At 61.5% G+C, this 24,472-nt stretch carries 23 protein-coding genes; 9 read left to right on the forward strand and 14 right to left on the reverse strand.

Annotated features, from left to right (window positions below; translation table 11 throughout):
* Nucleotides 1-9: 9 nt before the first annotated feature.
* Both DKY63_RS16045 and quiC read right to left on the reverse strand, forming a co-directional pair.
* Nucleotides 10-687 carry a TetR/AcrR family transcriptional regulator gene (locus tag DKY63_RS16045; RefSeq protein WP_110964989.1) on the reverse strand — a complete coding sequence of 226 codons (678 nt, stop codon included), beginning with the start codon at nucleotides 685-687 and terminating at the stop codon, nucleotides 10-12.
* A 101-nt stretch (nucleotides 688-788) separates the two neighbouring features.
* Nucleotides 789-2,690, reverse strand: coding sequence for a 3-dehydroshikimate dehydratase QuiC (quiC, locus tag DKY63_RS16050; protein ID WP_110964990.1), 1,902 nt, complete (start codon nucleotides 2,688-2,690; stop codon nucleotides 789-791).
* A gap of 578 nt (nucleotides 2,691-3,268) precedes the next feature.
* Between quiC and DKY63_RS16060 the strand changes: the two genes are divergently transcribed.
* Nucleotides 3,269-4,606, forward strand: a complete 1,338-nt coding sequence (locus DKY63_RS16060; protein WP_110964992.1) for an MFS transporter — start codon at nucleotides 3,269-3,271, stop codon at nucleotides 4,604-4,606.
* Between the two features lie 129 nt (nucleotides 4,607-4,735).
* Here the strand turns inward: DKY63_RS16060 and DKY63_RS16065 are convergent, their stop codons facing one another.
* The 4 genes from DKY63_RS16065 to DKY63_RS16080 form a co-directional block, all read right to left on the reverse strand.
* A complete protein-coding gene (locus DKY63_RS16065; RefSeq protein ID WP_110964993.1) occupies nucleotides 4,736-5,614 on the reverse strand; it encodes a DMT family transporter in 879 nt (292 codons plus the stop codon).
* Nucleotides 5,615-5,764: 150 nt separating this feature from the next.
* A complete protein-coding gene (locus tag DKY63_RS16070) occupies nucleotides 5,765-6,580 on the reverse strand; it encodes a sugar phosphate isomerase/epimerase family protein (RefSeq protein WP_110964994.1) in 816 nt (271 codons plus the stop codon).
* A gap of 2 nt (nucleotides 6,581-6,582) precedes the next feature.
* Nucleotides 6,583-7,638 (reverse strand): Gfo/Idh/MocA family protein, encoded by a 1,056-nt coding sequence (locus DKY63_RS16075; protein WP_110964995.1) that lies wholly within the window; start codon nucleotides 7,636-7,638, stop codon nucleotides 6,583-6,585.
* 216 nt (nucleotides 7,639-7,854) lie between these two features.
* Nucleotides 7,855-8,631, reverse strand: coding sequence for an IclR family transcriptional regulator (locus DKY63_RS16080; RefSeq protein WP_110964996.1), 777 nt, complete (start codon nucleotides 8,629-8,631; stop codon nucleotides 7,855-7,857).
* A gap of 177 nt (nucleotides 8,632-8,808) precedes the next feature.
* Between DKY63_RS16080 and DKY63_RS16085 the strand changes: the two genes are divergently transcribed.
* From DKY63_RS16085 to DKY63_RS16105, 5 genes are all read left to right on the forward strand, one after another.
* Nucleotides 8,809-10,557, forward strand: coding sequence for an FAD-dependent oxidoreductase (locus DKY63_RS16085; RefSeq protein ID WP_110964997.1), 1,749 nt, complete (start codon nucleotides 8,809-8,811; stop codon nucleotides 10,555-10,557).
* On the forward strand, nucleotides 10,541-11,374 hold the full coding sequence (locus tag DKY63_RS16090) for an aldo/keto reductase (protein ID WP_110964998.1): 834 nt from the start codon (nucleotides 10,541-10,543) through the stop codon (nucleotides 11,372-11,374). The genes DKY63_RS16085 and DKY63_RS16090 overlap by 17 nt, the downstream gene beginning before the upstream one ends.
* Nucleotides 11,375-11,513: 139 nt before the next feature.
* Nucleotides 11,514-12,350, forward strand: a complete 837-nt coding sequence (ypfJ, locus tag DKY63_RS16095) for a KPN_02809 family neutral zinc metallopeptidase (RefSeq protein ID WP_110964999.1) — start codon at nucleotides 11,514-11,516, stop codon at nucleotides 12,348-12,350.
* 148 nt (nucleotides 12,351-12,498) lie between these two features.
* Nucleotides 12,499-13,389, forward strand: a complete 891-nt coding sequence (ypfJ, locus tag DKY63_RS16100; RefSeq protein ID WP_110965000.1) for a KPN_02809 family neutral zinc metallopeptidase — start codon at nucleotides 12,499-12,501, stop codon at nucleotides 13,387-13,389.
* Nucleotides 13,390-14,361 carry an alpha/beta fold hydrolase gene (locus DKY63_RS16105; RefSeq protein WP_110965001.1) on the forward strand — a complete coding sequence of 324 codons (972 nt, stop codon included), beginning with the start codon at nucleotides 13,390-13,392 and terminating at the stop codon, nucleotides 14,359-14,361.
* 114 nt (nucleotides 14,362-14,475) lie between these two features.
* On the opposite strand, the gene DKY63_RS16110 is transcribed toward DKY63_RS16105, so the two are convergent.
* The 3 genes from DKY63_RS16110 to DKY63_RS16120 form a co-directional block, all read right to left on the reverse strand.
* Nucleotides 14,476-15,069, reverse strand: a complete 594-nt coding sequence (locus DKY63_RS16110) for an HAD family hydrolase (RefSeq protein WP_110965002.1) — start codon at nucleotides 15,067-15,069, stop codon at nucleotides 14,476-14,478.
* Nucleotides 15,066-15,935 (reverse strand): acyl-CoA thioesterase II, encoded by an 870-nt coding sequence (gene tesB, locus DKY63_RS16115; protein WP_110965003.1) that lies wholly within the window; start codon nucleotides 15,933-15,935, stop codon nucleotides 15,066-15,068. The genes DKY63_RS16110 and tesB overlap by 4 nt, the downstream gene beginning before the upstream one ends.
* Before the next feature lie 106 nt (nucleotides 15,936-16,041).
* Entirely contained in the window at nucleotides 16,042-16,611 is a 570-nt protein-coding gene (locus DKY63_RS16120; RefSeq protein WP_110965004.1) for a GNAT family N-acetyltransferase, read from the reverse strand.
* A 92-nt stretch (nucleotides 16,612-16,703) separates the two neighbouring features.
* On the opposite strand from DKY63_RS16120, the gene DKY63_RS16125 reads away from it, so the two are divergent.
* Nucleotides 16,704-17,624: a histone deacetylase family protein gene (locus DKY63_RS16125; protein WP_110965005.1), complete on the forward strand. Its 921-nt coding sequence runs from the start codon at nucleotides 16,704-16,706 to the stop codon at nucleotides 17,622-17,624.
* Between the two features lie 336 nt (nucleotides 17,625-17,960).
* Nucleotides 17,961-19,202, forward strand: coding sequence for a TIGR03862 family flavoprotein (locus DKY63_RS16130; protein WP_110965006.1), 1,242 nt, complete (start codon nucleotides 17,961-17,963; stop codon nucleotides 19,200-19,202).
* A 118-nt stretch (nucleotides 19,203-19,320) separates the two neighbouring features.
* Here the strand turns inward: DKY63_RS16130 and DKY63_RS16135 are convergent, their stop codons facing one another.
* Both DKY63_RS16135 and yedA read right to left on the reverse strand, forming a co-directional pair.
* The gene (locus DKY63_RS16135) at nucleotides 19,321-20,658 is read right to left on the reverse strand and encodes a DEAD/DEAH box helicase (protein ID WP_110965007.1); all 1,338 of its coding nucleotides are present in this window, start codon (nucleotides 20,656-20,658) and stop codon (nucleotides 19,321-19,323) included.
* Nucleotides 20,659-20,721: 63 nt separating this feature from the next.
* Entirely contained in the window at nucleotides 20,722-21,663 is a 942-nt protein-coding gene (gene yedA / locus DKY63_RS16140) for a drug/metabolite exporter YedA (protein WP_110965008.1), read from the reverse strand.
* Between the two features lie 165 nt (nucleotides 21,664-21,828).
* Here yedA and DKY63_RS16145 point away from each other — a divergent pair, with 165 nt between their 5' ends.
* Entirely contained in the window at nucleotides 21,829-22,278 is a 450-nt protein-coding gene (locus DKY63_RS16145; protein ID WP_110965009.1) for an Lrp/AsnC family transcriptional regulator, read from the forward strand.
* Between the two features lie 90 nt (nucleotides 22,279-22,368).
* On the opposite strand, the gene DKY63_RS16150 is transcribed toward DKY63_RS16145, so the two are convergent.
* The 3 genes from DKY63_RS16150 to DKY63_RS16160 form a co-directional block, all read right to left on the reverse strand.
* The gene (locus DKY63_RS16150; RefSeq protein WP_110965010.1) at nucleotides 22,369-22,983 is read right to left on the reverse strand and encodes a 3'-5' exonuclease; all 615 of its coding nucleotides are present in this window, start codon (nucleotides 22,981-22,983) and stop codon (nucleotides 22,369-22,371) included.
* Nucleotides 22,984-23,005: 22 nt separating this feature from the next.
* On the reverse strand, nucleotides 23,006-23,485 hold the full coding sequence (locus DKY63_RS16155) for an NYN domain-containing protein (RefSeq protein ID WP_110965011.1): 480 nt from the start codon (nucleotides 23,483-23,485) through the stop codon (nucleotides 23,006-23,008).
* Between the two features lie 129 nt (nucleotides 23,486-23,614).
* Nucleotides 23,615-24,385 carry a DUF2076 domain-containing protein gene (locus DKY63_RS16160; protein ID WP_110965012.1) on the reverse strand — a complete coding sequence of 257 codons (771 nt, stop codon included), beginning with the start codon at nucleotides 24,383-24,385 and terminating at the stop codon, nucleotides 23,615-23,617.
* Nucleotides 24,386-24,472 lie beyond the last annotated feature (87 nt).

The raw sequence follows: 24,472 nt of genomic DNA on the forward strand, positions 1-24,472 counted from the left end.
GCGAAAGCGTCAGGCCTTCAGATATCGCAGCACAGACTCGCAAATCATCTCCCGATGACGCTGCTTGATGGCTTCATCCGGCAAGTCGATCTGAAAAATCTCACCGAAGGTGTGACGGTTCGATACGCGATAGAAGCAGAACGAACTGATCAGCAAATGCACATCCAGCGGATCAAGACCACCGCGGAACACACCCAGCTCGGCACCGCGACGCAGAATCTCGCCCAATGAATCGAGGATGGTGTTGTTCATCGCCTTGATGGCATCGGACTGTTTCACATACTCGGCGTTGTGAATGTTCTCGATGCTGACGATGCGCACGAAATCGACATTGCGGTCATGGTGATCGAAAGTGAACTCCACCAGCCGCCGAATCGCCTCCACCGGCGCCAGTTCGGTCAGGTGCAGACGGTTTTCGGTGCTGCGAATATCGCCGTAGAGTTTTTCCAGCACCTCGACGTAGAGCTGTTCCTTACTGCCGAAGTAGTAATAGATCATGCGCTTGGACGTATGGATGCGCTCGGCAATGGCATCGACGCGAGCACCGGACAACCCTTGCTGGACGAACTCGACAATCGCCTCTTGCAGGATGTTCTCGCGGGTTTTTTCCGGGTTGTTCTTGCGACTCTTGCGCGGTTCGGCAACGGGTTGCTCGGGCGCTGCGGAGAAGTCTGAAGTCATCGTCATTGCGGGCTCACGGCCATCATGCACAAGCTGGCGATTATGAGCCGCGCCGCACGGTGAAGGAAGCCGTGCGGCAGCGGTTTGTCGAAGCGATTACGATTTTCCTACAACTTTGCCTGACGGACGGCGCCACTTCGTGATTTGGCCATGGCCGCCAGGCGCACCGCCACGTTCGCCGCACCGTAACCGGCATAGCCGTTCTTGCGCTGGATGATCTCAAAGAAGAAGCGCCCTTCGAACGGCTCGGTGTACACGTGAAACAACTCGCCGCCTTGGGCATCACGGTCGTACAACACGTTGTAATAGGCCAGTTCGCTGAGAAACTCGTCGTCGAAATCGAAACGCGCCGCCAGGTCATCGTAGTAGTTGAGCGGGATATCCAGCAGCGGGACCCCCGCTTCTTTCGCCCGGCTGACCTGGGCAAAGATATCGTCGCAATCGAAAGCGATGTGATGCACGCCGGAGCCGCGATAACTCGACAAGGCATGTGAGATCGCGGTGTTGCGGTTCTCGGAAATGTTCAGCGGCAGGCGGATCGAACTGTCCCGGCTGCGCAGGGCCCGACTTTTCACCAGGCCATAGGGGTCGGGCAGCACCACTTCGTCATCGGCCTCGAAATCCAGCAGGCTCTTGTAGAACAGCACCCAGCTGTCGAGGCTGTCGGCGGGCAGCGCCATGGCCATGTGGTCGATACGCTTCAGTCCACCGTTGGTCTGTGCGTCCGGCAGCAGGTTGAAGTCGGTGCCGTAAACGTCGGCGTCCTGGTCCACCAGGTAAATCAGGCTGCCATCCGGCGCACGCACGGCGGCGAGTTCCAGTTCGTTCGGGCCGACCAGCCCGCGATAAGGCTGGCCCTTATAGGCCACGGCCCGGGCCAGGGCGCTGGCACTGTCCTTGACCCGCACGGCGGTGGCGCACAGTGATGGACCGTGGGCCTCGAAGAAACTGTGACCGAACGAATAAGGCTCGGAGTTGAGGATCAGGTTGATATCGCCTTGGCGCAGCAGACTGACGCTCTTGGAGCGATGCTGGCCGGCCTTGGCGAACCCCAGGCGTTCCAGCCAATGGGAGAGTTTGGCGCCCAGAGTTTCGTCCACGGCGAACTCAAGGAACTCGACGCCGTTGTATTCGCTGGCAGTGGGCGTTTCGAACAGGATTTCGCGATTGGCCGGCGGGTTGGCCTCTTGCTCCAGACGCTGGCGGGTTTTTTCCTCCAGGTACAGCAAGGAACGCAAACCGTCGGCGGCGTTGGCCCGTGGCGGCGCGGCGCGGAATCCGTCGTTGAAGATTTCCAGCGACAACGGCCCGGTGTAGCCACTCTTGATGATCGGCGCGAGGAAGCCCGGCAGGTCGAACTCGCCTTGCCCCGGGAAGCAGCGGAAATGCCGGCTCCACTCCAGCACGTCCATGGCCAGGATCGGCGCGTCGGCCATTTGCACGAAGAAGATTTTGTCGCCGGGGATCTCGGCGATGGCACTCGGGTCGCCCTTTAGCGACAGTGTATGAAAGCTGTCCAGCAACACACCCAGGCTCGGATGATCGGCCTGACGGACGATGTTCCACACCTGTTGATACGTGTTCACATGCCGGCCCCAGGCCAGTGCCTCATAGCCGATGCGCAAGCCGCGCGCGCCGGCACGTTCGGCCAGCAGACGCAGATCATCGACTAAAATTTGTTCATCACCCAGCGAGTCCGCCGAGGCGTTGCTGCACACCAGCACCAGGTCGGTGCCCAATTCCTGCATCAGGTCGAACTTGCGCTCGGCGCGCTCCAGATTGCGCGACAGACGGTCGCGACGGCAGCCTTCGAAATCCCGGAACGGTTGAAACAGGGTGATGGCGATCCCGAGATCGGCGCACATCTGTTTGATTTCCCGCGGGCTGCCGTCGTAGTAGAGAAGGTCGTTCTCGAAAATCTCGACGCCATCGAAGCCGGCGGCGGCAATGGCTTCGAGTTTTTCCGGCAGGGTACCGCTCAGGGATACGGTGGCAATGGAACGCTGCATGGTTCGGCTCCCGGTGGTGGAGGCAATCTTGTTAGGGGCATTGCATACAACCCCTGTAGGAGCACGGCTTGCCGGCGATGGCGATCTTGCTGACGCCATCGCCGGCAAGCCGTGCTCCTACAGGGATCGCGTTTATCTGGAATGAATTATTGGCTGCGCGATCGCACACAGCAATTTAAAGTGTACTACCCGGTTAGTTTTGTGTTCGATTATCGAACAAAATGACCCTTGGCGAATTGACGATTTTTTGTTCACTGCGCAACATCAACACCACATTGAGGCCGGTTTCAAACCGCCGACCTCAGGTAACCAGACCCAGAACACCACATAAAAATTTCAAAAAACGGGTAAACACTCATGTGCTCATTCAACGCCTTGTTCACTCGAACCACCGTCATTACGCCCTGCCTGGCGTCCATCCGAACCCTGCACGCCGCCGGCATCACCGTGCCGCTCGCTGAATAACCCGTCAGTCGACGAAACCAGCCGATCAGTCCTGTGCCCACCGCCATCGATTGATCACGTGCCCTTGAAGTCCCGACGAGCTTCGCTTGTCAGTCATTGAACGGATGGCCCAGATGAACCCTACTCAAAGCTCTCGCATGGCCCCGGCCATGAGCGTCGCCACTGGCGGCATCGGTGACAAAATCCGTGGCGCCATGGCCGTCGGCAAAACCCGTTGGGGCATGCTGGCGCTGGTGTTCTTCGCCACCACCCTGAACTACATCGACCGCGCCGCCCTCGGCGTCATGCAGCCGATCCTCGCCAAGGAAATGAGCTGGACGGCGATGGACTACGCCAACATCAATTTCTGGTTCCAGGTCGGCTACGCCATCGGTTTCGTGCTGCAAGGCCGGCTGATCGACCGCGTCGGCGTCAAGCGCGTGTTCTTCTGCGCGGTGCTGCTCTGGAGCCTGGCCACCGGCGCCCACGGTCTGGCCACCTCGGCGGCCGGCTTCATGGTCTGCCGTTTCATCCTCGGCCTGACCGAAGCCGCCAACTATCCGGCCTGTGTGAAAACCACGCGCCTGTGGTTCCCGGCCGGAGAACGCGCCGTGGCCACCGGCATCTTCAACGCCGGGACCAACGTCGGCGCGATGTTCACGCCAATGCTGCTGCCACTGATCCTGCATGCGTGGGGCTGGCAGGCCGCGTTCCTGTGCATGTCGGCACTGGGCGGTATCTGGCTGGTGTGCTGGGCACTGAAGTACTTCAACCCGGAAGACCACCCAAGCGTTAAAAAATCGGAGCTGGACTACATCCAGAACGAAGTCGAACCGGAGCAGGTTCGCGTACCCTTCTCGAAAATCCTGCGCATGCGCGGCACCTGGGCCTTCGCCCTCGCCTATTCGATGACCGCGCCGGTGTTCTGGTTCTACCTGTACTGGCTGCCACCGTTCCTCAATCAGCAATACAGCCTGGGCATCAACGTGACCCAGATGGGCATTCCGCTGATCATCATTTACCTCACCGCCGACTTCGGCAGTGTCGGCGGCGGGATCCTGTCTTCGTTCCTGATTGGCCGCGGCGTCAACCCGATCAAGGCGCGCCTGATGTCCATGCTGCTGTTCGCCTGCTGCATCATCGGCGTGATCATCGCGGCCGGTTCCAGCAACCTGTGGGTGGCGGTGTTCGCGATTTCCCTGGCGATCGGTGCGCACCAGGCCTGGACTGCCAACATCTGGAGCCTGGTGATGGACTACACGCCCAAGCACATGATGAGCACGGTGTTCGGTTTCGGCGGCATGTGCGCCGCGATTGGCGGGATGTTCATGACCCAGTTGGTCGGCCACATCCTGACCGTCACCAACAACAACTACACCGTGCTGTTCACACTGATTCCGGCGATGTACTTCATCGCACTGACCTGGCTGTACTTCATGGCACCGCGCAAGATCCCGAACGTCACCGAATAACGTTCAGCGCAATACCCACTGTAGGAGCGAGCCTGCTCGCGATAGCGGACTGTCATTCAACACTGGTGTTGTCTGACTGATCGCCATCGCGAGCAGGCTCGCTCCTACAGTTGTTTTGCTGGTGCCTCTTTATTTACGGCTCTGCTGCCACGCCGCCGCCAGCCCGCTGCAACAGATCACGGCGATACCGATCACGGTGGTCAGGGTCGGCGTATGGGAAAACAGTAACCAGCCCAGCAGCCCGGCAAACACGATCTGGCAATAACTGAACGGCGCCAGCAAGGCCGGCGCCGCATGGCGGAAGGCCTGGGTCAGGAACAGGTGCGCCGTCATCCCGCAGGCCCCCAGCGCCAGCATCATCGCGCCATGGCCCAGCGTCGGCACCTTCCAGAAGAACGGCACCAGCGCACTCATGACCAGGGTGTTGCACAACCCGGCGAAAAAATTACTGGTGGTCGGGCTGTCGATCTCGCTGAGCTTGCGCGTCAGCAGCTGATAGAAGCAGAAAAACAGCGCCGAGCAGAACGGAAGCAACACCGCCGGGGTGAACAACTCACCACCGGGGTGGACGATGATCAGCACCCCGCTGAAACCGCAAATCACCGCCAGCCATTGCCCCCGCGTCACCCGCTCCTTGAGCAGCGGCACCGATAGCGCGGTGACCAGCACCGGCGCCAGGAAGTTGACCGACGTGGCTTCGGCCAGCGGGATATACATCAGTCCCGTGGTGAAAAACAGGCTGGTACCCAGCAGGCACAGCGCCCGGATCACCTGCAGCAGCGGACGCTTGGTGCGCAGCACCCGCAGCCCGGATTGCGGCAGGAAAATCCCGGCCATCAACAGGGTGTGAACCACGTAGCGCGCCCACACCACCATGACAATCGGATAGAACCCGGACAGGTATTTGGAGAAGGCGTCATGGCTGGAGAACAGGAAGGTTGCGACAACGATCAGCAGAATCCCCTTGAAGGGCTGATTGACGCCGGAAAGCGGGGTGCTGACGGTCATTGGGGTTCCTTTATTTACATCTTGAATCTGTAGGAGCGAGCCTGCTCGCGATGGTCGTCAACGAAAACGCGGGGAATCTGGTTCCCCGCGGTGTTCTTGAGCCCATCGCGAGCAGGCTCGCTCCTACAGGTGAACAGTGCGCAGCACCGATTACAGCCGCGCCAACAAATCCCGGGTCTTGTCCAACGCCATCCGCGCCCGGTCCAACCCACTCACACCCTGCTCCAGCAGTTGCACCGTGGGAATTTCCAGGCTCAGTGGAATGTTAGCCGGCAAACAGCGCAGCAACCCCGGCAAATCACAATCGCCCTCGCCGGGAAAACGTCGCTCGTTGCGCGCCTGACGCAAGATCTCGGCCATGTCCGCAGGCCTTGGCCCCGCGACATCACACAACTGCGCATACCGTAACCGTGACGGGGCGACCCTGGCCAGATCTTCCAGCCGCGAACCTGAGCGGTCGAAGTGAAACGCATCCACCAGCACTGCACCATTTTCGCGCCCGGCGCCCTCGACGATGCGCACGGCTTGCGCAAGATCGCGCGCATCGGTCCAGGGCATGAACTCCAGATGCGGATGCAGTCCATAAGACGCCGCCAGATCACAAAGTTCGCCGAAGTTTTGCGTCATGCGTTGTTCGTCAGAATCGTTACCGGCCACCAGCAATTCACTCGCGCCGAATTCGGCACCGACCGCCAGCACTTTCTCGAAATCGGCGACGACGGTGTCCGGCTTCAGCCGCAGGATTTCCACGTCCAGCACACGGATGCCGGTGTCCCGCAAACGCGCCAGAGTCTGGCGCCGCAAGTCCGCGTCGGCCACCAATGCGAAGTGATGTTCTTCCGGTGTCGCCGGCACCAGTCGCAGGCCGACATGACTGTAACCGGCCCGGGCCGCCACCTCGACCATCTCAGGCGGTGACAACTCCAGCACCGTCAGGCTGGCCAGGGAAAAGATACGTTCGCTCATGCTCAGCCCTCGATCAGCGATGGCGCGCAAGCACGGCCGGTTTCGGCGGCTTCGCGAATGGCTTCGATGAGCGCCAGCGTGCGTGCCGCATCGGCGACGCTCACCAGCGGCTCGACCTCCCGACGCGCAACGCGCACGAAGTGCTGCAACTGCACACGCAGAGCTTCATCGGCAGTGAAGCTTTCCCGGGTCGCCAGCAACGGTTCGTGCCAGCCACCATCGGCTTCGGTGTAGTGCCAACGCTTGAGTTGCGGAATGCTCAGCGCCCCGCCGGTCCCGGCCAACAGATAGCACGGCTGGTCGGCCTGACGCGGATACACCGGGTTCTCCCCCGAATCCAGCTCCCAACTCCAGGGCGCTGCCACCGCATCAGAACCGGTCAGGCTACCCAGCGCGCCATTGTCGAACTGCAACAGCACCGCCGCGCAATCCTCATTGGCAAACCCACGAATCGCGTTGCTGGTGATGGCCTGCACCTGACGCACTTCACCGCACAAATGGCGCAACAGGTCGAGGTCGTGGATGAGGTTGGTCAGCAACATCCCTGCCCCGGTCTCACGACGCCACGGGGTTTCGAAATAACTATCGGGCTTGCGCAACTGCCAGAGCGCCGTGACCGTGGTCAAGCGACCGAGGGCACCGCTGTGCACCAGTTCATGGGCACGGACGATCAGCGGGTTATGCCGACGATGATGACCCACCAGCACAGGCACTCCGGTGTTCTTCACGGCGGCCACCAGTTCACGGACTTCGTCCATGTGTACGCCCACCGGTTTTTCCAGCAACACCGGTATCCCGGCCGCCTGGCAATCGAGCGCGGTGCTGACATGCAGATTGTTCGGATTGGCGACGATGACCGCGTCTGGCCTTGCCTGCTCCAGCATCTGACGGTGATCGGTGAAATGCGCTACACCCCATTGCGCTGCGATGTCCGCCGACTGCGGGCCGGGATCGGCCACCGCGCACAAGGTGGCGTCCTCCAGTGATTTCAGATGCCGATAGTGCTGCTGACCCATGTTGCCAGCGCCGATGAGGGCGATGCGAAGGGGCGAACTCATGAAATGGTCCTCTTGTGCTTGTTGTGGGAAGGATGAATTCCAACAATTTAGAACCGAGTTCCAGATTCTTACACAAGCCAGTCGCAAAAGTGTGCGAACAACGCACACCATCTGTAGGAGCAAAGCTTGCTCGCGATAGCGGCGTGACATTCAACATTGATTTCGACCGTTAAACCGCCATCGCGAGCAAGCTTTGCTCCTACAGGGGAATGAGGATCAGGCGAACAACTCCGACGCCACACTCGCCGCCGACAATTCATCGGTAAACTCCAACAACAACGGCGCCAGCTCATGCAATCGCGCCCCCGGCATCCGCGCACTCGGCCCGGCGATGCTCAGCACGCCGATCACCCGTCCATCTCCCGGATGACGCACCACCGCGGCAATCGCCGAAGTGCCCACCGCCGAACTTTCCTCGACACAGGCGTAGCCCTGCTCGCGCGCCAGGCGCAGGCGTTCGAGCAGTTCGATATTGGAGCGCGGTGCGTTCGGCCCCAGCTCCAGAGGCCGGTCCGTCCCCTGACGCTCCACCAGCGACAACGCCTCGGCATCGCTCATGCACGCCAGCCAAGCGTGGCCGGAAGCGGTATAGAACAGCGGTGCATCGCGCCCCATGTCCGGGTCGTAACGCAGACCGGAACGGGCGCCCTGAGACTTGGCGATCCAGGTCTGTCGCTCGCCCTCAATGACGCCCAGGCGCACCAGTTCCCCGGTTTCCTGGGCCAGACGGTCAAGCACCGGCTGCACGATATCGGCGCCACTGCTGGACAGGTAACGAAAGCCCATCGCCACCAGTTTGGTCGACAGGTGATAGCGCAGGTTCTCCGGATTCTGCCGCACATACCCCAGGCGAATCAGCTCGGCGAGCAGGCGGTGGGTGGCGCTTTTGGGGATGTCCAGTTGCTCGGCCAGGGTCTGCATCGGCAGACCGCGCGGGTCGCTGGTGAGGCTTTCGAGCACACTGAAAACACGTTCGATCTGACTGCCGGCCATGGGCGTCTCCAGGCAAAATTTGCTCGATTCTAGAAGACAACCGACAGAACGCGAAATCTGGAACTGAGCGTCCGATAACCGCCCGCTTTAGCGCTATTGCCCTTGCCCGCGTCAGCACCACTTTCTATATTTTCTGGAATCAAATTCCAAAATAATTAAATCGCTGGAGCCCGGACAATGCCTGCCGAACCGCACTTTCTGCCTGACGTAGACTGCGATGTACTGATCGTCGGCTCCGGCGCGGCCGGCTTGTCGGCGGCGGTGACGGCGGCGTGGCATGGCCTGAAAGTCATCGTCGTCGAGAAAGACCCGGTGTTCGGCGGCGCCACGGCCTGGTCCGGCGGTTGGGCCTGGGTGCCGTGCAATCCACTGGCCCGCCGCGCCGGGATCGTCGAAGACGTGGAGTTGCCACGCACTTACCTGCGGCACGAATTGGGCGAACGCTTCAACGAGCCGATGATCGACGCCTTTCTAGAGGCCGGGCCACGGATGGTGGCCTTCTTCGAACAGCACACCTCGCTGCAGTTCGCCGACGGCAACGCCATTGCCGATATCCATGGCGACACGCCCGGCGCCGGCACCGGTGGACGATCGGTGATCGCCGCGCCCTACGACGCCAGAAACGCCGGCAAGTTGCTCAAGCGCCTGCGCAAAACCATGCGCGAAACCTCGTTCATGGGCATGCCGATCATGGCCGGCGCGGACCTCGGCGCCTTTCTCAACCTGACCCGCTCGCTGTCCGCGGCCTGGCATGTCACCCGGCGCTTTACCCGTCATCTGTTCGACCTCGCCGTCCATCGCCGGGCGATGCAACTGGTCAACGGCGTGGCGCTGGTGGCACGCCTGGCCAAGTCCGCCGAGGATCTGGGCGTGTTGCTCTGGGAATCGGCCCCCGTCACCGATCTGCTGCGCGAAGACGACCGGGTGTGCGGCGCAGTCGTCAGTACCGCCAAGGGCTCGGTGCGGATCAACGCACGCAAGGCCGTAGTGCTGGCGGCCGGTGGCTTCGCCAATGACATCGAGCGGCGCAAGGCCTTGTTCCCGCGCACGCCCACCGGCCATGAACACCTTGCCCTGCCGCCATTGGGCGTGTCCGGCGATGGTCTGCGGCTGGGTGAACGCGTCGGCGCCAAAGTCGATTCCGACATGCAGTCTCCCGTCGCCTGGGCACCGGTTTCCCAAGTACCCCATAGCGACGGCAGCATCGGTCACTTTCCCCACATCATCGAGCGCGGCAAGCCCGGGATTATCGGCGTGTTGAGTAACGGCCAGCGCTTCGTCAATGAAGCCAACGGCTACTACGACTACGTCACCGCCATGGTCGCCGCCGCGCCGGAAGGCGAAGAGGTCGCCTCCTGGCTGATCTGCAACCACGACTTTCAACGGCGTTATGGCCTGGGCATCTCCCGGCCGTTTCCCGTACCGCTGTCATCCTTTATCCGCAGCGGCTATCTGAAAACCGGTAAAACCCTTGAGGAATTGGCGCAGGCGTGCGGTATCGATCCGCTGGGATTGCGCACCACCGTGACGGACTACAACCGCCATGCGCGCCATGGTGAAGATCCGCAATTCGGCCGGGGTTCGACGCCCTACAACCGCAAGCAGGGTGATGCGTTGCAGCAGCCGAACCCCTGCGTGGCCGCCCTCGAAAAAGGCCCGTTCTACGCCGTGAAGGTCCAGCCCGGCTGCTTTGGCACCTTTGCCGGGCTCAAGGTCAATCCACACGCCCAGGTCCTGGAAGACTCAGGCCAGGTCATTAATGGGCTGTACGCCGCCGGCGGCGACATGGCCAGCATCATGGGTGGGCACTACCCGGCCGGCGGCATCAACATCGGCCCGGCGCTGACCTTCGGCTACATCGCCGCCCGCCACATTGCCGGCATTACCGCTTACGAACAGGAGATCGAGCATGCAGCACATCGTTAATGCACAGGGATTGAACATGGCAAAACTCGGCCTCGGCACCTGGCCGATGCTGGGCGAGGAATGCACCCGCGCGGTGGAGCAGGCCCTGGCACTGGGTTATCGACACATCGATACGGCAGCGGCCTACAACAACGAGGACGCGGTCGGTCAGGCGCTGGCGAACAGTCCGACACCAAGGGACCAGATCCATGTGACGACCAAGGTCTGGTGGGACCAGTTGCAACCCGATGCCATGCGCCACTCCATGGATCGCAGCCTCAAGGCATTGCGCAGCGATTACGTCGACCTGTTCATGATCCATTGGCCGACCACCGATTGGGATCTGCCGCGCACGCTGGACACCCTGGTGTCGTTCAAGGAACAGGGTCTTGCGCGTAACATCGGCGTGGCGAATTTTCCGCTGCCGCTGTTGCGCAAAGTCGTCGAGGAATTCGGCATTCCCCTGTCAGCGATCCAGGTCGAGTACCACGTACTGCTCGGACAAAACGCCCTGCTGGACTACGCCCGCCGACACGACATGGCCCTGACGGCCTACACGCCACTGGCACGCAACAAGGTGTCCGAGGTGCCGGTCATTCAACAGATCGCCGCCAAACACGGCGTGCTGCCGGCACAGGTCGCGCTCAAATGGCTGCTGGATCAGGCGAATGTGGCTGCCATTCCCAAGGCGAGCAGTGAGGCCAATCAATTGGCCAATCTCGCGGCGCTCGATGTGCAACTCGATGATGAGGATCGGCGCTTGATCGCAGGAATCTCCAAGCGCGAACGCCAGGTCAGTCCTGATTTCGCGCCCGTGTGGGACGCGTTCGACGAGTAACGGGGAAAAGACCTCGGTCAGCGGCCATGGTGGCCGAGGTCTCACCACTTCTTACACATTTATCCCACCGTGCTTTTTCAGTGCGGTTATTCATGGACCGGGCGATACCCGCCCCATCAACCCATGAAGGACCGCAAACATGCTATGGAACAAAGCCAGACGCAGTAAAAACGTCAATGACAGACGCAAGGGCAAGGATGCCCGCACACTCACAGGGAAAACCTTCGGCGCCAGACTGGCTGCGCTTGCTCTGGCAGGTGCAGGACTTTACTCGACACTGAGTGACATGCCACTCGTCCCCCTCGAAATGCTTGCCCCACCGGCTTCCGAAGATCTGCAACTGAAGTTCGTCCAATCCGTATTGGGTGAGACCGAAGACACCTGGAAGATGCTGTTTCGCCGATTGGGACATGTCTATGCCCCGCCCACACTGACCCTGTTTGAAAACACCGTGAAGTCAGGATGTGGCTTCGCCGGATCCGTCAGCGGACCTTTCTTTTGCCCGGCCAACAAACAGGTTTATCTCGACCTGGAGTTCTTCGCGAGGATGGAGCAGCAGTACGCCGTGGTGGGCGACTTCGCGCGGGCGTACATCATCGCGCATGAGATCGGACATCACGTGCAGCTGGAACTGGGCCTTTCCGAGCTGCTCGAACAAGCCTTGCAGGACAACAAGCCCGTCACCGGTGATGGCGGACTGGAAGTGCGTGGGGAGTTGCAAGCCGATTGCCTGGCCGGCGTCTGGGCGCACCATGCGCAGCAACGCCTGGACTGGCTGGAACCGGGCGATATCGAAGCCGCACTGCATGCCGCCACCACCTTTGGTGACGACAACCTGCAACGTCTGCGAAACGGTTCCGTCAAGCCAGGGACCTTCGCCCACGGCACCTCGGAGCAACGCGTCAGCTGGTTCAAAACCGGTTTTGAGACTGGCCGAACGGATGCATGCGACACCTTCGCCGCCACCGACCTGTAGTACCCGCCCGTCATCGAAACAGCTCATCTCCCACACCCTGCCGAACCTGCGGCGCCCTGGACTGTCTGACGACCGGACTGGCGCCGCTCCTGCTTGGCAGCAACACTCATCGCACCAAGCTTTATCCAGAACAGAAGAGGATTCCCACATGCTATGGAGAAAAGGCCGGCGCAGTGACAACGTGGTCGATGCCCGTGGCGATGACACTGGCGGTGGCGGTGGCGGGATGCGCTTCGGTGGCGGCAAGGGCCTGAGCCTGACAGCCATTCTTCTGATTGTCGGCATCGGCTGGATCACCGGACAGGATCCCCTGCAGATTCTCGGCCAGCTCACCGGGCAAATGCAGCAGACGGCACCGGTCGGCAACCAGACCCGCAAGGCCCCGCCGGCCAACGATGAAGGCGCCGAATTCGTGCGTTCGATCCTGGGCGACACCGAAGACACCTGGCGCGAGATATTCCAGCAGGGCGGCCGGCAATACAAAGACCCGACCCTGGTGCTGTTCAGTAACCGGGTCAACTCGGCCTGTGGCCTGGCCACCTCGGCGACCGGTCCGTTCTATTGCCCGGCGGACCAGAAGGTCTACCTGGACATGGCGTTCTTCCAGGAGATGTCGCAACGCTTTGCCGCTGCCGGCGACTTCGCCCAGGCCTACGTGATCGCTCACGAAGTCGGACACCATGTGCAGACCTTGCTCGGCGTCTCGGCGAAGATTCAGACGGCGCGTCAACAGGGTCGGCAGATGGAGGGTGACGGTGGCTTGCTGGTCCGTCAGGAACTGCAGGCCGACTGTCTGGCCGGGGTCTGGGCCAACCATGCACAGAAGCGTTTGAACTGGATGGAACCGGGCGACATCGAAGAAGCACTGAACGCCGCCAATGCCATTGGCGACGATCGCTTGCAGCAACAGGGTCAGGGCCGCGTGGTGCCGGACTCGTTTACCCATGGTACGTCAGCGCAACGGGTGCGCTGGTTCAAAACCGGATTCGCCCAGGGCCAGGTTGGCCAGTGCGATACCTTTGCGACGAAAAATCTGTAGATGAAAAAATGGTTGTTGGTGTTGCTGTTGATCTGTGCAAACCCTTTCACAAATACCTGGGCTGCCGAGCAGGCGGTGAAGGAAATCAGTCCCGGACGCCTGTTGTTGAAATCGGGCGAGATCGCCGTGGGGATCAGCCCCGCTCCGAGCAAAATCGAACGCGTGCTGATCATCGTCCACGGTCGCCCGCGCAATGCGCAGACCTACCTGCAAAGCGCCGAACACGCGGCCGAACTGGCAGGACAGAGTGCAACCACGCTGGTGATTGCTCCGCAGTTTCTCAATGAAATGGATGTCGCCCAGCATCCCGTGGCCGACACGGTGTTGCGCTGGCAAGGCAACGAGTGGATGGCCGGCGGTGAATCCACTGCTCCGTTTCGTCTTAGCTCCTTTGATGCGCTGGATGAAATCATCGCCCGACTAAGTGATCGCCAGCAGTTTCCGGACGTGAAGCAAATCGTCATCGCCGGTCATTCCGGCGGCGCCCAGGTGGTCCAGCGCTACGCCCTGCTGGGCCATGAGCAACCCGCGCTGGAAGCCGCTGGCGTGCAACTGCGCTACGTGATCGCCAACCCGTCTTCCTACACGTATTTCGATGAACGCCGGCCAGTGGCGTTCAATCACGCCGCCTGCCCGGACTTCAATCGCTGGAAGTACGGCCTGACGGAACTACCCGCCTACGCCGCAGGACAAACCGCCGCACAGCTGCAGGAAAAATACTTCAAGCGCGACATCGTTTATCTACTGGGGCAGCAGGACATCGACCCCAATCACCCGGCGCTGGACAAGAGCTGTGAAGCGAAAGCCCAGGGTCCGTATCGACTCGCGCGCGGGCGTTTTTATTTCGATTACCTGAAGCGGCTGGCGCCGCAAGGGTTGAATCAGCAGCTGATTGAAGTGCCTGGGGTGGGGCATAACGGTGAGGGAATGTTGACCTCGCCTGAGGGGCAGAAGGCTTTATTTGGTCTGTGAGATTTGAGGTGTTTGATCTGACGTCATCGCGAGCAGGCTCGCTCCCACAATGGAATGCGATCAACTGTGGGAGCGAGCCTGCTCGCGAAAGCGGTTAACCAGACAACAATGCCCTCAAGTCGAGAGCATTTTGCGCAACTCAACACAATCCTGTGCATGCCAATCCGTCAATTCCGGCCACGGGTTATCCGGCAAATTGACCAACACCGTCCGCGTCCCCGCCGCCCGCCCGCAATCCAGGTCGAAGCGGTAATCCCCCACCATCACCATCTCGCGGGTTGGCACATTCCAGGCTTCGGCCAGTTTCAACAGACCACCAGGATGCGGCTTGGGCGGCGCTTCATCGCGACCGAGCACGTCCTCCACCGCGAAGCAGTCCGCCAGGCCAATGGCCTCCAGCGTGACATGCGCCAGCTCACGGGCATTGCGCGTGAGAATGCCCAGTCGGTAGCCGCGCGCGGCCAGATCACGCACCAGTTCCACGGCACCCGTCGCCGGTTTTGAGCCTAACGCCAGATCCCGCTCATGCTCCAGCAGCCATGCATGTTTGGCCGCGGCTTCTTCGGCCGGCAGCGCGGCCAGGTGCGTGAGTATGTCGTCTTCGGGCGGGATCGCCAGCGCGACACGAATCGCCGCGAAGTCATGCACGGCGACGGTCAGGGTGCCGTCCATGTCGAACACCCAGTGGCGTACGTCGGCCAGGCTCATGCCCAATCCTTGCGATGGCGAATCAGGCCTTCCTGAGTGACCGAGGCCACCAATTCCCCGGCGCGGTTGAACACGCTGCCACGGGAGAACCCGCGGGAGTTGCCCGCCCACGGGCTGTCCATCGCGTAGAGCAGCCAGTCATCGGCGCGCAGGTCCTTGTGGAACCACAGCGCATGGTCGAGGCTGGCGACCTGCATGTCCTTGTGCCAAACCGATTTGCCATGGGGCTGCATCGAGGTGGTCAGCAGACCGAAGTCCGAGGCATACGCCAGCAGGTATTTATGCAGGGCCGGCGAGTCGGCCAGGGCACCGTCGGCGCGAAACCAGACGTACTTGATCGGATCGGACGGCTGCGGGTTGTAGGGATCTTTCTCGGTGATCGGACGAAACTCGATCGGCTTCGGGCAGAGCAGTTTTTCGCGCATCTTCTCCGGGATCAGGTGCGCGCGTTGCTGGGTGATTTCCAGTTCCGACGGCAGGTTTTCCGGGCCGACCACTTGCGGCATTTGCGACTGGTGCTCAAAGCCCTGTTCGTCGTACTGGAAGGAGGCGCTGCAGGTAAAAATCGGGTGTCCCTTCTGGATCGCCGTCACCCGCCGCGTGCTGAAACTGCCGCCATCGCGAACCCGGTCAACCTGATACACCACCGGCAAGCCGGCATCGCCCGGACGCAGGAAGTAGCCATGCATCGAATGCACATGGCGCGTTTCTTCAACGGTCTGACTGGCCGCCGACAGCGACTGGCCGAGCACCTGACCGCCGAACAACTGACGAAACCCCAGGTCCTGGCTACGGCCACGGAACAGGTTTTCCTCGATCGATTCCAGGGTCAGCAAGTCCACCAGATCTTCCAACACTTGGCTCATTCAGACTCTCCTCACTCAACACAACGCCGCGCAGTCGTGGCTGCGTCGGTCGATTCAAATTCTGGCCCGGGCCAACATGAGGGCCATTGTAAACGTACGTGTCAGCTTATCCATGCAAGGTTTGCAGCCACTGCTCACGATTGATGCGATAGAGCACGTGATGACGCAGGGGATGGCCGACTTCGAGCCTGGGGTGTTCGAAGTCATCGCGCGGGTCGTGATGCATTCCGATGGCCTGCATGACTTTCTGCGACGGCAGGTTGTTGTCGGCGGTGAAGGAGACGATCTCGTTCAGGGGTAACCGGTCAAACCCGCAACGCAGAGCGGTCCAGGCGGCTTCACTGGCATACCCCAGCCCCCAGTGTTCCCGCGCCAGGCGCCAGCCGATCTCGGTGGCTGGAGTAAACGGCGCGTCGAATCCGACCACGGCCAGGCCGGTAAATCCGATGAACTGACCGGTGTCCTTGCGCTCCAGCGCCCAGAGGCCGAAGCCGTGCTCGGCAAAATGGCCCCTGATTCGCCCGATCAATGAAGCGCTTTCCAGCCGGCTCAAGGGCGCCGGGAAATAGCGCATGACCTGTGGGTCGGCACACATCTCGGCAAATTCCGGCAAATCCTGGTCACGCCACTGGCGCATCAGCAGACGCGCGCTTTCGAGTTCCAGTATCGGTTCCATCAGGCCCCTCCCCCATTTCCATGCCGCCAGTCTACAACGCTGGTAGGATCCTTCACTCGTTCCTATCCGCCTTACAGTCAGACATTTCAGCCATGCCCCTGCCGTTGATTTATCACGAAGACTACAGCCCCGAGTTCCCGGCGGATCACCGCTTCCCCATGGACAAGTTCCGCCTGCTGCGCGATCACCTGGTGGAGAGCGGGCTGACCCGTGACGCCGACCTGTTGCGTCCGCCACTGTGCCCGCCGGAGATTCTCGCGCTCGCCCATGACCCTTCGTATATCGAACGCTACATGGGCGGCGAGTTGTCCCGTGAAGATCAACGTCGCCTCGGCCTGCCCTGGAGCGAAGCCCTGGCCCGGCGCACGGTGCGAGCGGTCGGCGGTTCCATTCTGGCGGCCGAGCAAGCCCTGGAGCATGGCCTGGCCTGCCACCTGGCCGGCGGCACCCACCATGCCCATTACGACCATCCGGCCGGATTCTGCATCTTCAATGACCTGGCGGTGATCAGCCATTTCCTCCTGGAATGTGGCCGGGTCAACCGCGTGTTGATCTTTGACTGCGACGTGCACCAGGGCGATGGCACCGCGCGCATCCTGCACAACACCCCGGAGGCGATTACCGTTTCCCTGCATTGCGAAAAGAATTTTCCTGCACGCAAGGCCGAAAGCGATTGGGACATCCCGCTGCCCAATGGCATGGGCGACGAGGATTACCTGAAGGTGGTCAACGATGCGCTCAACTACCTGCTGCCCCTCTATCAGCCCGACCTGGTGCTGTATGACGCCGGTGTCGACGTGCACAAGGACGACGCCCTGGGTTACCTGAAGCTGACCGACCAGGGTGTGGCAGCCCGGGATGAAAGCGTCATGCGCCATTGCCTGGGTCGCGATATTCCGGTGGTCGGGGTGATCGGTGGCGGCTACAGCAAGGACCGCAAGGCCCTGGCACGACGCCATGGCATCCTCCATCACAGCGCGCAGCGGGTCTGGCAGTCATCAGGCTGTCACTGAGCTGTGGATGCTTTACCCACAGTGGCTGTGGAACCGCCTGTGGATAACCTGAGTGAAAGGGACTACAGCCCTTACCGTGCTTGGGTTAGAGGACGGCGATTATTTTTTGACCAGCCTTGGATCCCTGTAGGAGCGAGCCTGCTCGCGATGGTCGCCAACGATAACTCGGGAAACCTGACACCCCGTGCTGTTCTCGGGTCCATCGCGAGCAAGCTCGCTCCTACAGAAACCTGACACCCCGCGCTGTTCTCGGGTCCATCGCGAGCAGGCTCGCTCCTACAGAGGGCGGGGCTGGTAGAATGCCCGGCTTCATTCGCCGAAACCGCAGTGCACGCCATGACCCAGCCTTCAACACCCTCCTCTTCCCAAGTCGCCATCATCGGCGGCGGCCCCGCCGGGCTGATGGCGGCCGAAGTGTTGAGCCAGGCCGGAATCAAGGTCGACCTGTACGACGGCATGCCTTCGGTGGGGCGAAAATTCCTCCTGGCCGGTGTCGGTGGCATGAACATCACCCATTCCGAAAACTATCCGGCCTTTCTTTCCCGCTACGCCGAGCGCGCCCCGCAGATTGCCCCGTTGCTGCGCAGTTTCGGTGCCGATGCGCTGTGCCAGTGGATTCATGAACTGGGCATCGAAACCTTCGTCGGCAGCTCGGGCCGGGTGTTTCCCACCGACATGAAGGCCGCGCCCTTGCTGCGCGCCTGGCTCAAGCGCCTGCGCGACAGCGGCGTAGTTATCCACACCCGTCATCGCTGGCTCGGCTGGAATGAACAGGGCAACTTGCTTATCCACAGCCCCGACGGTGAAAAAACCGTACAAGCAGACGCCACCCTGCTCGCCCTCGGCGGCGGCAGTTGGGCGCGCCTGGGCTCGGATGGTGCGTGGATGTTGCCATTGGAGCAGTGCGGCGTAGGAATGACGCCCCTGCAACCTAGCAATTGCGGCTTCGAAGTGCAGGCCTGGAGCGAATTGATGGTCAGCAAATTCGCCGGCGCCCCGCTGAAAAACGTCGCCATCGGCCTCAACGACGACGTGCCACGGCTGGGTGAATGCGTGATCACCGCCACCGGCATCGAAGGCAGTCTGATCTATGCGCTGTCGGCGCCGATTCGTGAGGCGATCAACCAACACGGTAGCGCTACCGTGCATATCGATCTGCTGCCCGGCCGGCCTGTGGATAAAATCCTCGCCGCGCTGAGCAAGCCCCGTGGTTCACGTTCGATGTCCAAGCACCTGCACAGCCAACTTGGCATCGATGGCGTGAAGGCCGCGCTGTTGCGGGAACTGACCTCGGCTGAAACCTTTGCCGACCTGGCATTGCTGGCCCGGGCGATCAAGGCCCTGCCCCTGACACTGGTCAAGACCCGACCCTTGGACGAAGCCATCAGCAGTGCGGGCGGTGTGCTGTTCGAGTCGATGGATGAGCGCTTGATGCTCAAGCAGATGCCTGGCGTGTTTTGCGCGGGGGAAATGCTCGATTGGGAGGCGCCGACGGGGGGCTATCTGCTGACCGCGTGTTTCGCCAGTGGGCGTGCGGCGGGGTTGGGGATGGTGGAGTGGTTGCGGCGCAAGGGCTGAAGACCGCAGCGCGCCCTTCGCGAGCAGGCTCGCTCCTACAGGGGATTTTGTGAACGACACAGATCCAATGTGGGAGCGAGCCTGCTCGCGATGGCGGCTTAACAAACGCCGCCGATAATCAAGGCTTACGCTTGCGCGGCCCGGTATTGAACACCGGCACCTTGCGCACAGGCTTGACCGACGGTTCCGGCGCAGAAACCTCACCGCTATCAATCCACTTGCCCAGGTTGCGCTTGCCGCCACCCCCGGACGTTTTCGGCTTTTTCGGTTTCTTCGGCTTCTTGATCACCTGACCACTGGCATCAGTGTCCGGCACGCGGTGCTCGGGCTCGAAGTCCGGTTCGTTCTGACGCTTGAGGGTCTGGCGGGTCAGCATCTCGATGGCCGACAGCAGATTCACTTCATCGGCGCACACCAGGGAAATCGCCTCGCCCGTCGCGCCTGCGCGGCCGGTACGACCGATGCGGTGGATGTAGTCCTCGGCCACGATCGGCAGGTCGAAATTGACCACCAGCGGCAAGTCCTCGATGTCCAGGCCACGGGCCGCGACGTCGGTGGCCACGAGGATCTGCACTTCGCCCACCTTGAAGCGATCCAGTGCCCGCTGACGAGTCGCTTGCGGTTTGTCGCCATGGATGCCGTCGGCATTGACGCCCAGGCCCTGGAGTTTTTCCACCAGTGCATCCACGCCGTTACGGGTCTTGGCGAACACCAGCACCTGCTTCCACTTGCCCTTGCGCATCAAGTGCACGAACAGTTCCGGCTTGCGCTTCTTGTCCACCGTCACCACCCACTGCTTGACGGTATTGGCCGCCACATTGCGCGGGCTGACTTCGATGCTCAGCGGATCGTTGAGCATTTGCCTGGCCAGCAGGCGGATGTCATCGGAGAAGGTCGCAGAGAACAGCAGCGTCTGACGTTTCTTCGGCAGGGCGCGGTAAATGTTCGCCAGCTCTTCGGAAAAACCCAGGTCGAGCATGCGGTCGGCTTCGTCCAGTACCAGGGTTTGCAACTGGTTGAACTTCAGCGCGTTCTGGCGGAACAGGTCGAGCAAACGACCCGGGGTCGCGACCAGCAGGTCTACGCCGCCACGCAGCTTCATCATTTGCGGGTTGATGCTGACACCGCCGTACACCGCGTAGGTGCGCAACGGCAGGTTCTCGGCGTATTGGCGCACGGCTTCGTGAACCTGTTCGGCCAGTTCACGGGTCGGCACCAGGATCAGCGCACGCACCGAGTTGGCGGCGACTTTCGGCCCTTCCATGGCCAGCAGTTGGAGGAGCGGCAAGGCGAAGCCGGCGGTCTTGCCGGTGCCGGTCTGGGCGGCGGCCATCAGGTCGCGACCGGCCAGCACCGCCGGAATGGCTTGCGCCTGAACCGGTGTCGGCGTCTGGTAGCCGAGCTTCTCGAGGGAGCGCAGCAAGGGATCGATCAGGCCAAGGGTGGCGAAAGTCATGGGAGTACCGTAGGAAAAATTCAGCGCGGTTGTGCGAAACAATGCAATGCCGCGCAGTTTACCCTAATTCACGCGGGATTCCGCCGACACCACGGGCGGCACGACCTTCGCTACTGGCGACTGCGGCGTACGCCGCCATTGCGGCAGGCCAATCAGGACCACGGCGCTGATGATCACCAGCATGGCCAAGGCTTCCTCGATACCGATGGTCTCGCCGACAAACAAAATCCCCAGCAGCACCGCCACCGCCGGGTTGACGTAGGCATAGCTGGTAGCTGCCGCCGGACGAACGTGTTTCAACAGGTACATGTAGGCATTGAAGGCGATGATCGAGCCGAACACGGTCAGGTACGCCAGCGCGGCCCAGCCTTCGATCGGTGGCATTTTTTCCAGATGTTCGCCGCTGACCACGCTGCCGATCAGCAACACCACACCGCCCACCAGCATCTCCACGGCACTGGCCATGGCGCCCTGGGGCAGCGGCAAGTGTTTGCTCCAGACCGAACCGAAGGCCCAGGTGGCCGCGGCAAAGATCAACAGGGCAGCGCCCAACGGGCTCGATTGCAGGTTGGAGCCCAGATTGAGCATGACGATGCCGATCATGCCGAGCACGACGCCCGCCCATTCGAGACGGGTATTACGCGCGCCCCAGAAATAACCGCAGAGCAAGGTAAACAGTGGCACTGTCGCCACCGCCAACGCTGCGACCCCGGAAGCCACGCCCGTGTGTTCGGCCACGCTCACCGCGCCATTGCCGCACGCCAGCAGCAACACGCCGATGATCCCGGCGGCTTTCCATTGTGCCCAGGTCGGCGCCGGTGCCCCGCGCCAGCGCAGGAAGGCGTACATCAGGGAGCCGGCAATCACGAAACGAATACCCGCGAGCAACAGGGGTGGCCAGGACTCCACACCGATGCGGATCACCAGGTAAGTCGACCCCCAAATCACGTACAAGGCGAAAAAGGCAGCGATCAGGGGCAAGGGAAAGCGACGTAGGCCGGGCATGGGGGCAGCTCACAGGCGGGACAAGTGAACCGCTATTCTAAAAAGGCCGGCGGCGAATAATAAGTTACAAAACTTGTTTAAAGCGCCGGTACACTTTTCAAAACACGGTATTGAAGGCTACAAACCGTGGTTTCGAAAGTCGGTCATTTTTCAGGAGTCACCGCGATGGACAAATACGATCGCATGCTGCTCAGCGCCCTGCTGGAAAACGGTCGCGCGTCCTACGCGGACCTCGCGCGCAAGGTCAACCTGTCCGCCCCGGCTGTGGCCGAACGCGTGGCCAAACTCGAAGCCAGCGGCGTGATCACCGGCTACCAGGCGAAAGTCGACATGGCCAAGCTGGGGCTGCCGATCCAGTGCGTCATCGAATTGCGCTTGAACCAGCACGGCAACCAGAAAGCCTACGACGACCTGATCAAAATCCCGCAACTGACCGAATGCCACCGGGTCACCGGCGATCCGTGCGTGATCATGCAAGCGGCAGTGGGATCGATGCCGGAGCTGGAGGATTTGATCAACCGGATCGCCACGTTCGGGTTCAGCAAGACGTCGATTGTGTTGTCCAGCGCCATCGAGAAGCGGGTGCCGTTGGGGCACATAGAGACCAACCTGTAGGAGCGAGCCTGCTCGCGATGGTCGTGAACGGTAACGCGGGAAACCTGACACCCCGTGTTGTTCTCGGGTTCATCGCGAGCAGGCTCGCTCCTACAGAGGGTTGCAATAGCGCTTGAGATGCTCGCCGACTTTCGCCGCCGGCACTTTCTGCAATTTGCACAGCAGGTCATGGGACAGCTCGCGCACACCGTGTTTGTCCCGCAACTCCCCAGCCAGGTGCGCTGTCAGGTTAGCCGCCATTTCGGCATCGGCCATGGCCCGGTGGGCCTTGCCGGTGTGGGGCAGGTTGGCGAAGGTGGTGAGAGTGCCGAGTTTGTGGTTCGGCGCGGCGGGCATCAGGCGGCGGGCCAGCAGCAACGAGCAGGCGAAATTCTGCAGGCGGGTGCGCTTGATCCGTCCCAGTTCGAAATCCCAGAACTTCTGGTCGAACGCGGCGTTGTGCGCCAGCAGCGGCGTGGTGCCGACAAATTCGTTGACCTCGTTCATCACCTGCTCCGCCGAAGGCGCGGTGCGCAGCATGGCGTTGCTGATGCCGGTGAGTTGTTCGATGAAGGCCGGGACGCGCACGCCGGCATTCATCAGGCTCTGGTAACGCTCGACGATGCGCCCCTGTTCGAGAATGACCACGGCGATTTCCGTGGCCCGGCAGCTGCTGCTCGGGGAGATCCCGGTGGTTTCAAAGTCGATGACTGCAATGCGTTCCAAACCTGTTTCAACTCCGTAAAAATCAATTCTTGAGCAGCAATGCGCCTTCGATCGGCACGTAGCGGCTGGCGGCGCGGATCAACGAATTGGCGGTCAGGCCCGGCACGCCATAGGCCACCGCCTGCACGCCATGCTTGCTGATGATGCGTTCGAGCAGCATGTCGAAATCCCCGTCGCCGGACGCCAGCACGACTTCATCGACATGATCCGCCGCATCCATGACGTCGAGGGTGATGCCCACGTCCCAGTCGCCCTTGGCCGAGCCGTCGCTGCGCTGGATGTAGGGCTTGAGCTTCACGGTGAACCCGAGGTTGCGCAGGATCTGCTGGAACTGCTGCTGTTTGCTGTCGCCGCGATCGATGGCGTAGGCGTAGGCCTCGACGATCTGCCCCTGCTTGCTGATTTCAGCCCACAGGGCGGCATAGTTGAAGTGACACCCGTAAGCCTGACGCACGGTGTAATAGAGGTTCTGGACATCGGCGAACACTGCGATTTTTTTCACCGGACACCTTCATCAGAGCGCAGGCAGGATCAGGCCCCAGGCCCGAAAAGGCGCCCAGTATGCCAGTCTGAAGGAGATTTCCGCGAATAATCGGTCCGAAGCGCCGCAGCGCTCCGGACGAATGGTGTGTCAGACGAAGGAGTCGTCGTCGCCGCCAAAGAACGACGAGCTGTCATCGTTGTAGTCGGTGTCGGCAAAGCCGCCCTGGTCATTGCCCCAGGAATCGTTACCGGCCATGCGCTGGTCGTCGCCCCAGCCGTTGTTGCCGTGGTCGTTCACCTGGGCGGGTTCTTCCTTGATGACTTCGACGATTTCCTGCGGTTGCTGATTGTGGCTGAACAGGCTGCTGATGCCTTGCGCCAGCATCACGCCACCGGCCACGCCGGCTGCGGTTTTCAATGCGCCGCCGAGGAAACTGCTGCCCGCCGACGGAGCCTGTTGTTGCGGTACGTAGTTCTGTTGCGGTGGCGCAGCGTAGTTCTGCTGCGGTGGTTGCGAACCGAACGAGGAACGCCCTGGCTCACGCCAGCCGCCACCGCTCGAAACCGGCGCACTCTGAGTCGGCGCAGGCTGCGAATCGCGGGAACTGCCGCCAAAAATACTCGACAGGAAACCGCCGCTGCTCGGCGCCGGTGCCGCTGTCTGCGCCCGGGCCTGTTGCAGGTCGGCCTGCAACTGCTGGATTTGCTGGTTCAGTTGCTTGTTTTGTTCATCGAGGCGCTTGATCGCCGCCTCTTGCACCAGAATCGCCTGGGTCATGAAATAACCTGCCGCCGGCTGGCGGTTCAGGTGTTCCTTGATCCGCGCCTCAGCCTGGGCGTCGCGCGGGGCTGCCTCCGTTTCGGCCTGTTGCAACCGGGAAAACAGTCCATCGATCAGGGTTTGTTCTTCGCTGTTCATGGCGACCTCGCAGATTGCCGGAGAAATCGTTGACCTTTTCCCCTTGAGGATAAGGTGCCCGACCTTAATGGAGGCTGAAACAAGTTG

The organism is Pseudomonas putida (assembly GCF_003228315.1).
In the GTDB taxonomy this organism is placed as follows: domain Bacteria; phylum Pseudomonadota; class Gammaproteobacteria; order Pseudomonadales; family Pseudomonadaceae; genus Aquipseudomonas; species Aquipseudomonas putida_S.

Coding starts and splice junctions, on each gene's coding strand:
- DKY63_RS16045 (WP_110964989.1), bottom strand. CDS start 687: ATGACGATGACTTCAGACTTCTCCGCAGCGCCCGAGCAACCCGTTGCC.
- quiC (WP_110964990.1), bottom strand. CDS start 2,690: ATGCAGCGTTCCATTGCCACCGTATCCCTGAGCGGTACCCTGCCGGAA.
- DKY63_RS16060 (WP_110964992.1), top strand. CDS start 3,269: ATGAACCCTACTCAAAGCTCTCGCATGGCCCCGGCCATGAGCGTCGCC.
- DKY63_RS16065 (WP_110964993.1), bottom strand. CDS start 5,614: ATGACCGTCAGCACCCCGCTTTCCGGCGTCAATCAGCCCTTCAAGGGG.
- DKY63_RS16070 (WP_110964994.1), bottom strand. CDS start 6,580: ATGAGCGAACGTATCTTTTCCCTGGCCAGCCTGACGGTGCTGGAGTTG.
- DKY63_RS16075 (WP_110964995.1), bottom strand. CDS start 7,638: ATGAGTTCGCCCCTTCGCATCGCCCTCATCGGCGCTGGCAACATGGGT.
- DKY63_RS16080 (WP_110964996.1), bottom strand. CDS start 8,631: ATGGCCGGCAGTCAGATCGAACGTGTTTTCAGTGTGCTCGAAAGCCTC.
- DKY63_RS16085 (WP_110964997.1), top strand. CDS start 8,809: ATGCCTGCCGAACCGCACTTTCTGCCTGACGTAGACTGCGATGTACTG.
- DKY63_RS16090 (WP_110964998.1), top strand. CDS start 10,541: ATGCAGCACATCGTTAATGCACAGGGATTGAACATGGCAAAACTCGGC.
- ypfJ (WP_110964999.1), top strand. CDS start 11,514: ATGCTATGGAACAAAGCCAGACGCAGTAAAAACGTCAATGACAGACGC.
- ypfJ (WP_110965000.1), top strand. CDS start 12,499: ATGCTATGGAGAAAAGGCCGGCGCAGTGACAACGTGGTCGATGCCCGT.
- DKY63_RS16105 (WP_110965001.1), top strand. CDS start 13,390: ATGAAAAAATGGTTGTTGGTGTTGCTGTTGATCTGTGCAAACCCTTTC.
- DKY63_RS16110 (WP_110965002.1), bottom strand. CDS start 15,069: ATGAGCCTGGCCGACGTACGCCACTGGGTGTTCGACATGGACGGCACC.
- tesB (WP_110965003.1), bottom strand. CDS start 15,935: ATGAGCCAAGTGTTGGAAGATCTGGTGGACTTGCTGACCCTGGAATCG.
- DKY63_RS16120 (WP_110965004.1), bottom strand. CDS start 16,611: ATGGAACCGATACTGGAACTCGAAAGCGCGCGTCTGCTGATGCGCCAG.
- DKY63_RS16125 (WP_110965005.1), top strand. CDS start 16,704: ATGCCCCTGCCGTTGATTTATCACGAAGACTACAGCCCCGAGTTCCCG.
- DKY63_RS16130 (WP_110965006.1), top strand. CDS start 17,961: ATGACCCAGCCTTCAACACCCTCCTCTTCCCAAGTCGCCATCATCGGC.
- DKY63_RS16135 (WP_110965007.1), bottom strand. CDS start 20,658: ATGACTTTCGCCACCCTTGGCCTGATCGATCCCTTGCTGCGCTCCCTC.
- yedA (WP_110965008.1), bottom strand. CDS start 21,663: ATGCCCGGCCTACGTCGCTTTCCCTTGCCCCTGATCGCTGCCTTTTTC.
- DKY63_RS16145 (WP_110965009.1), top strand. CDS start 21,829: ATGGACAAATACGATCGCATGCTGCTCAGCGCCCTGCTGGAAAACGGT.
- DKY63_RS16160 (WP_110965012.1), bottom strand. CDS start 24,385: ATGAACAGCGAAGAACAAACCCTGATCGATGGACTGTTTTCCCGGTTG.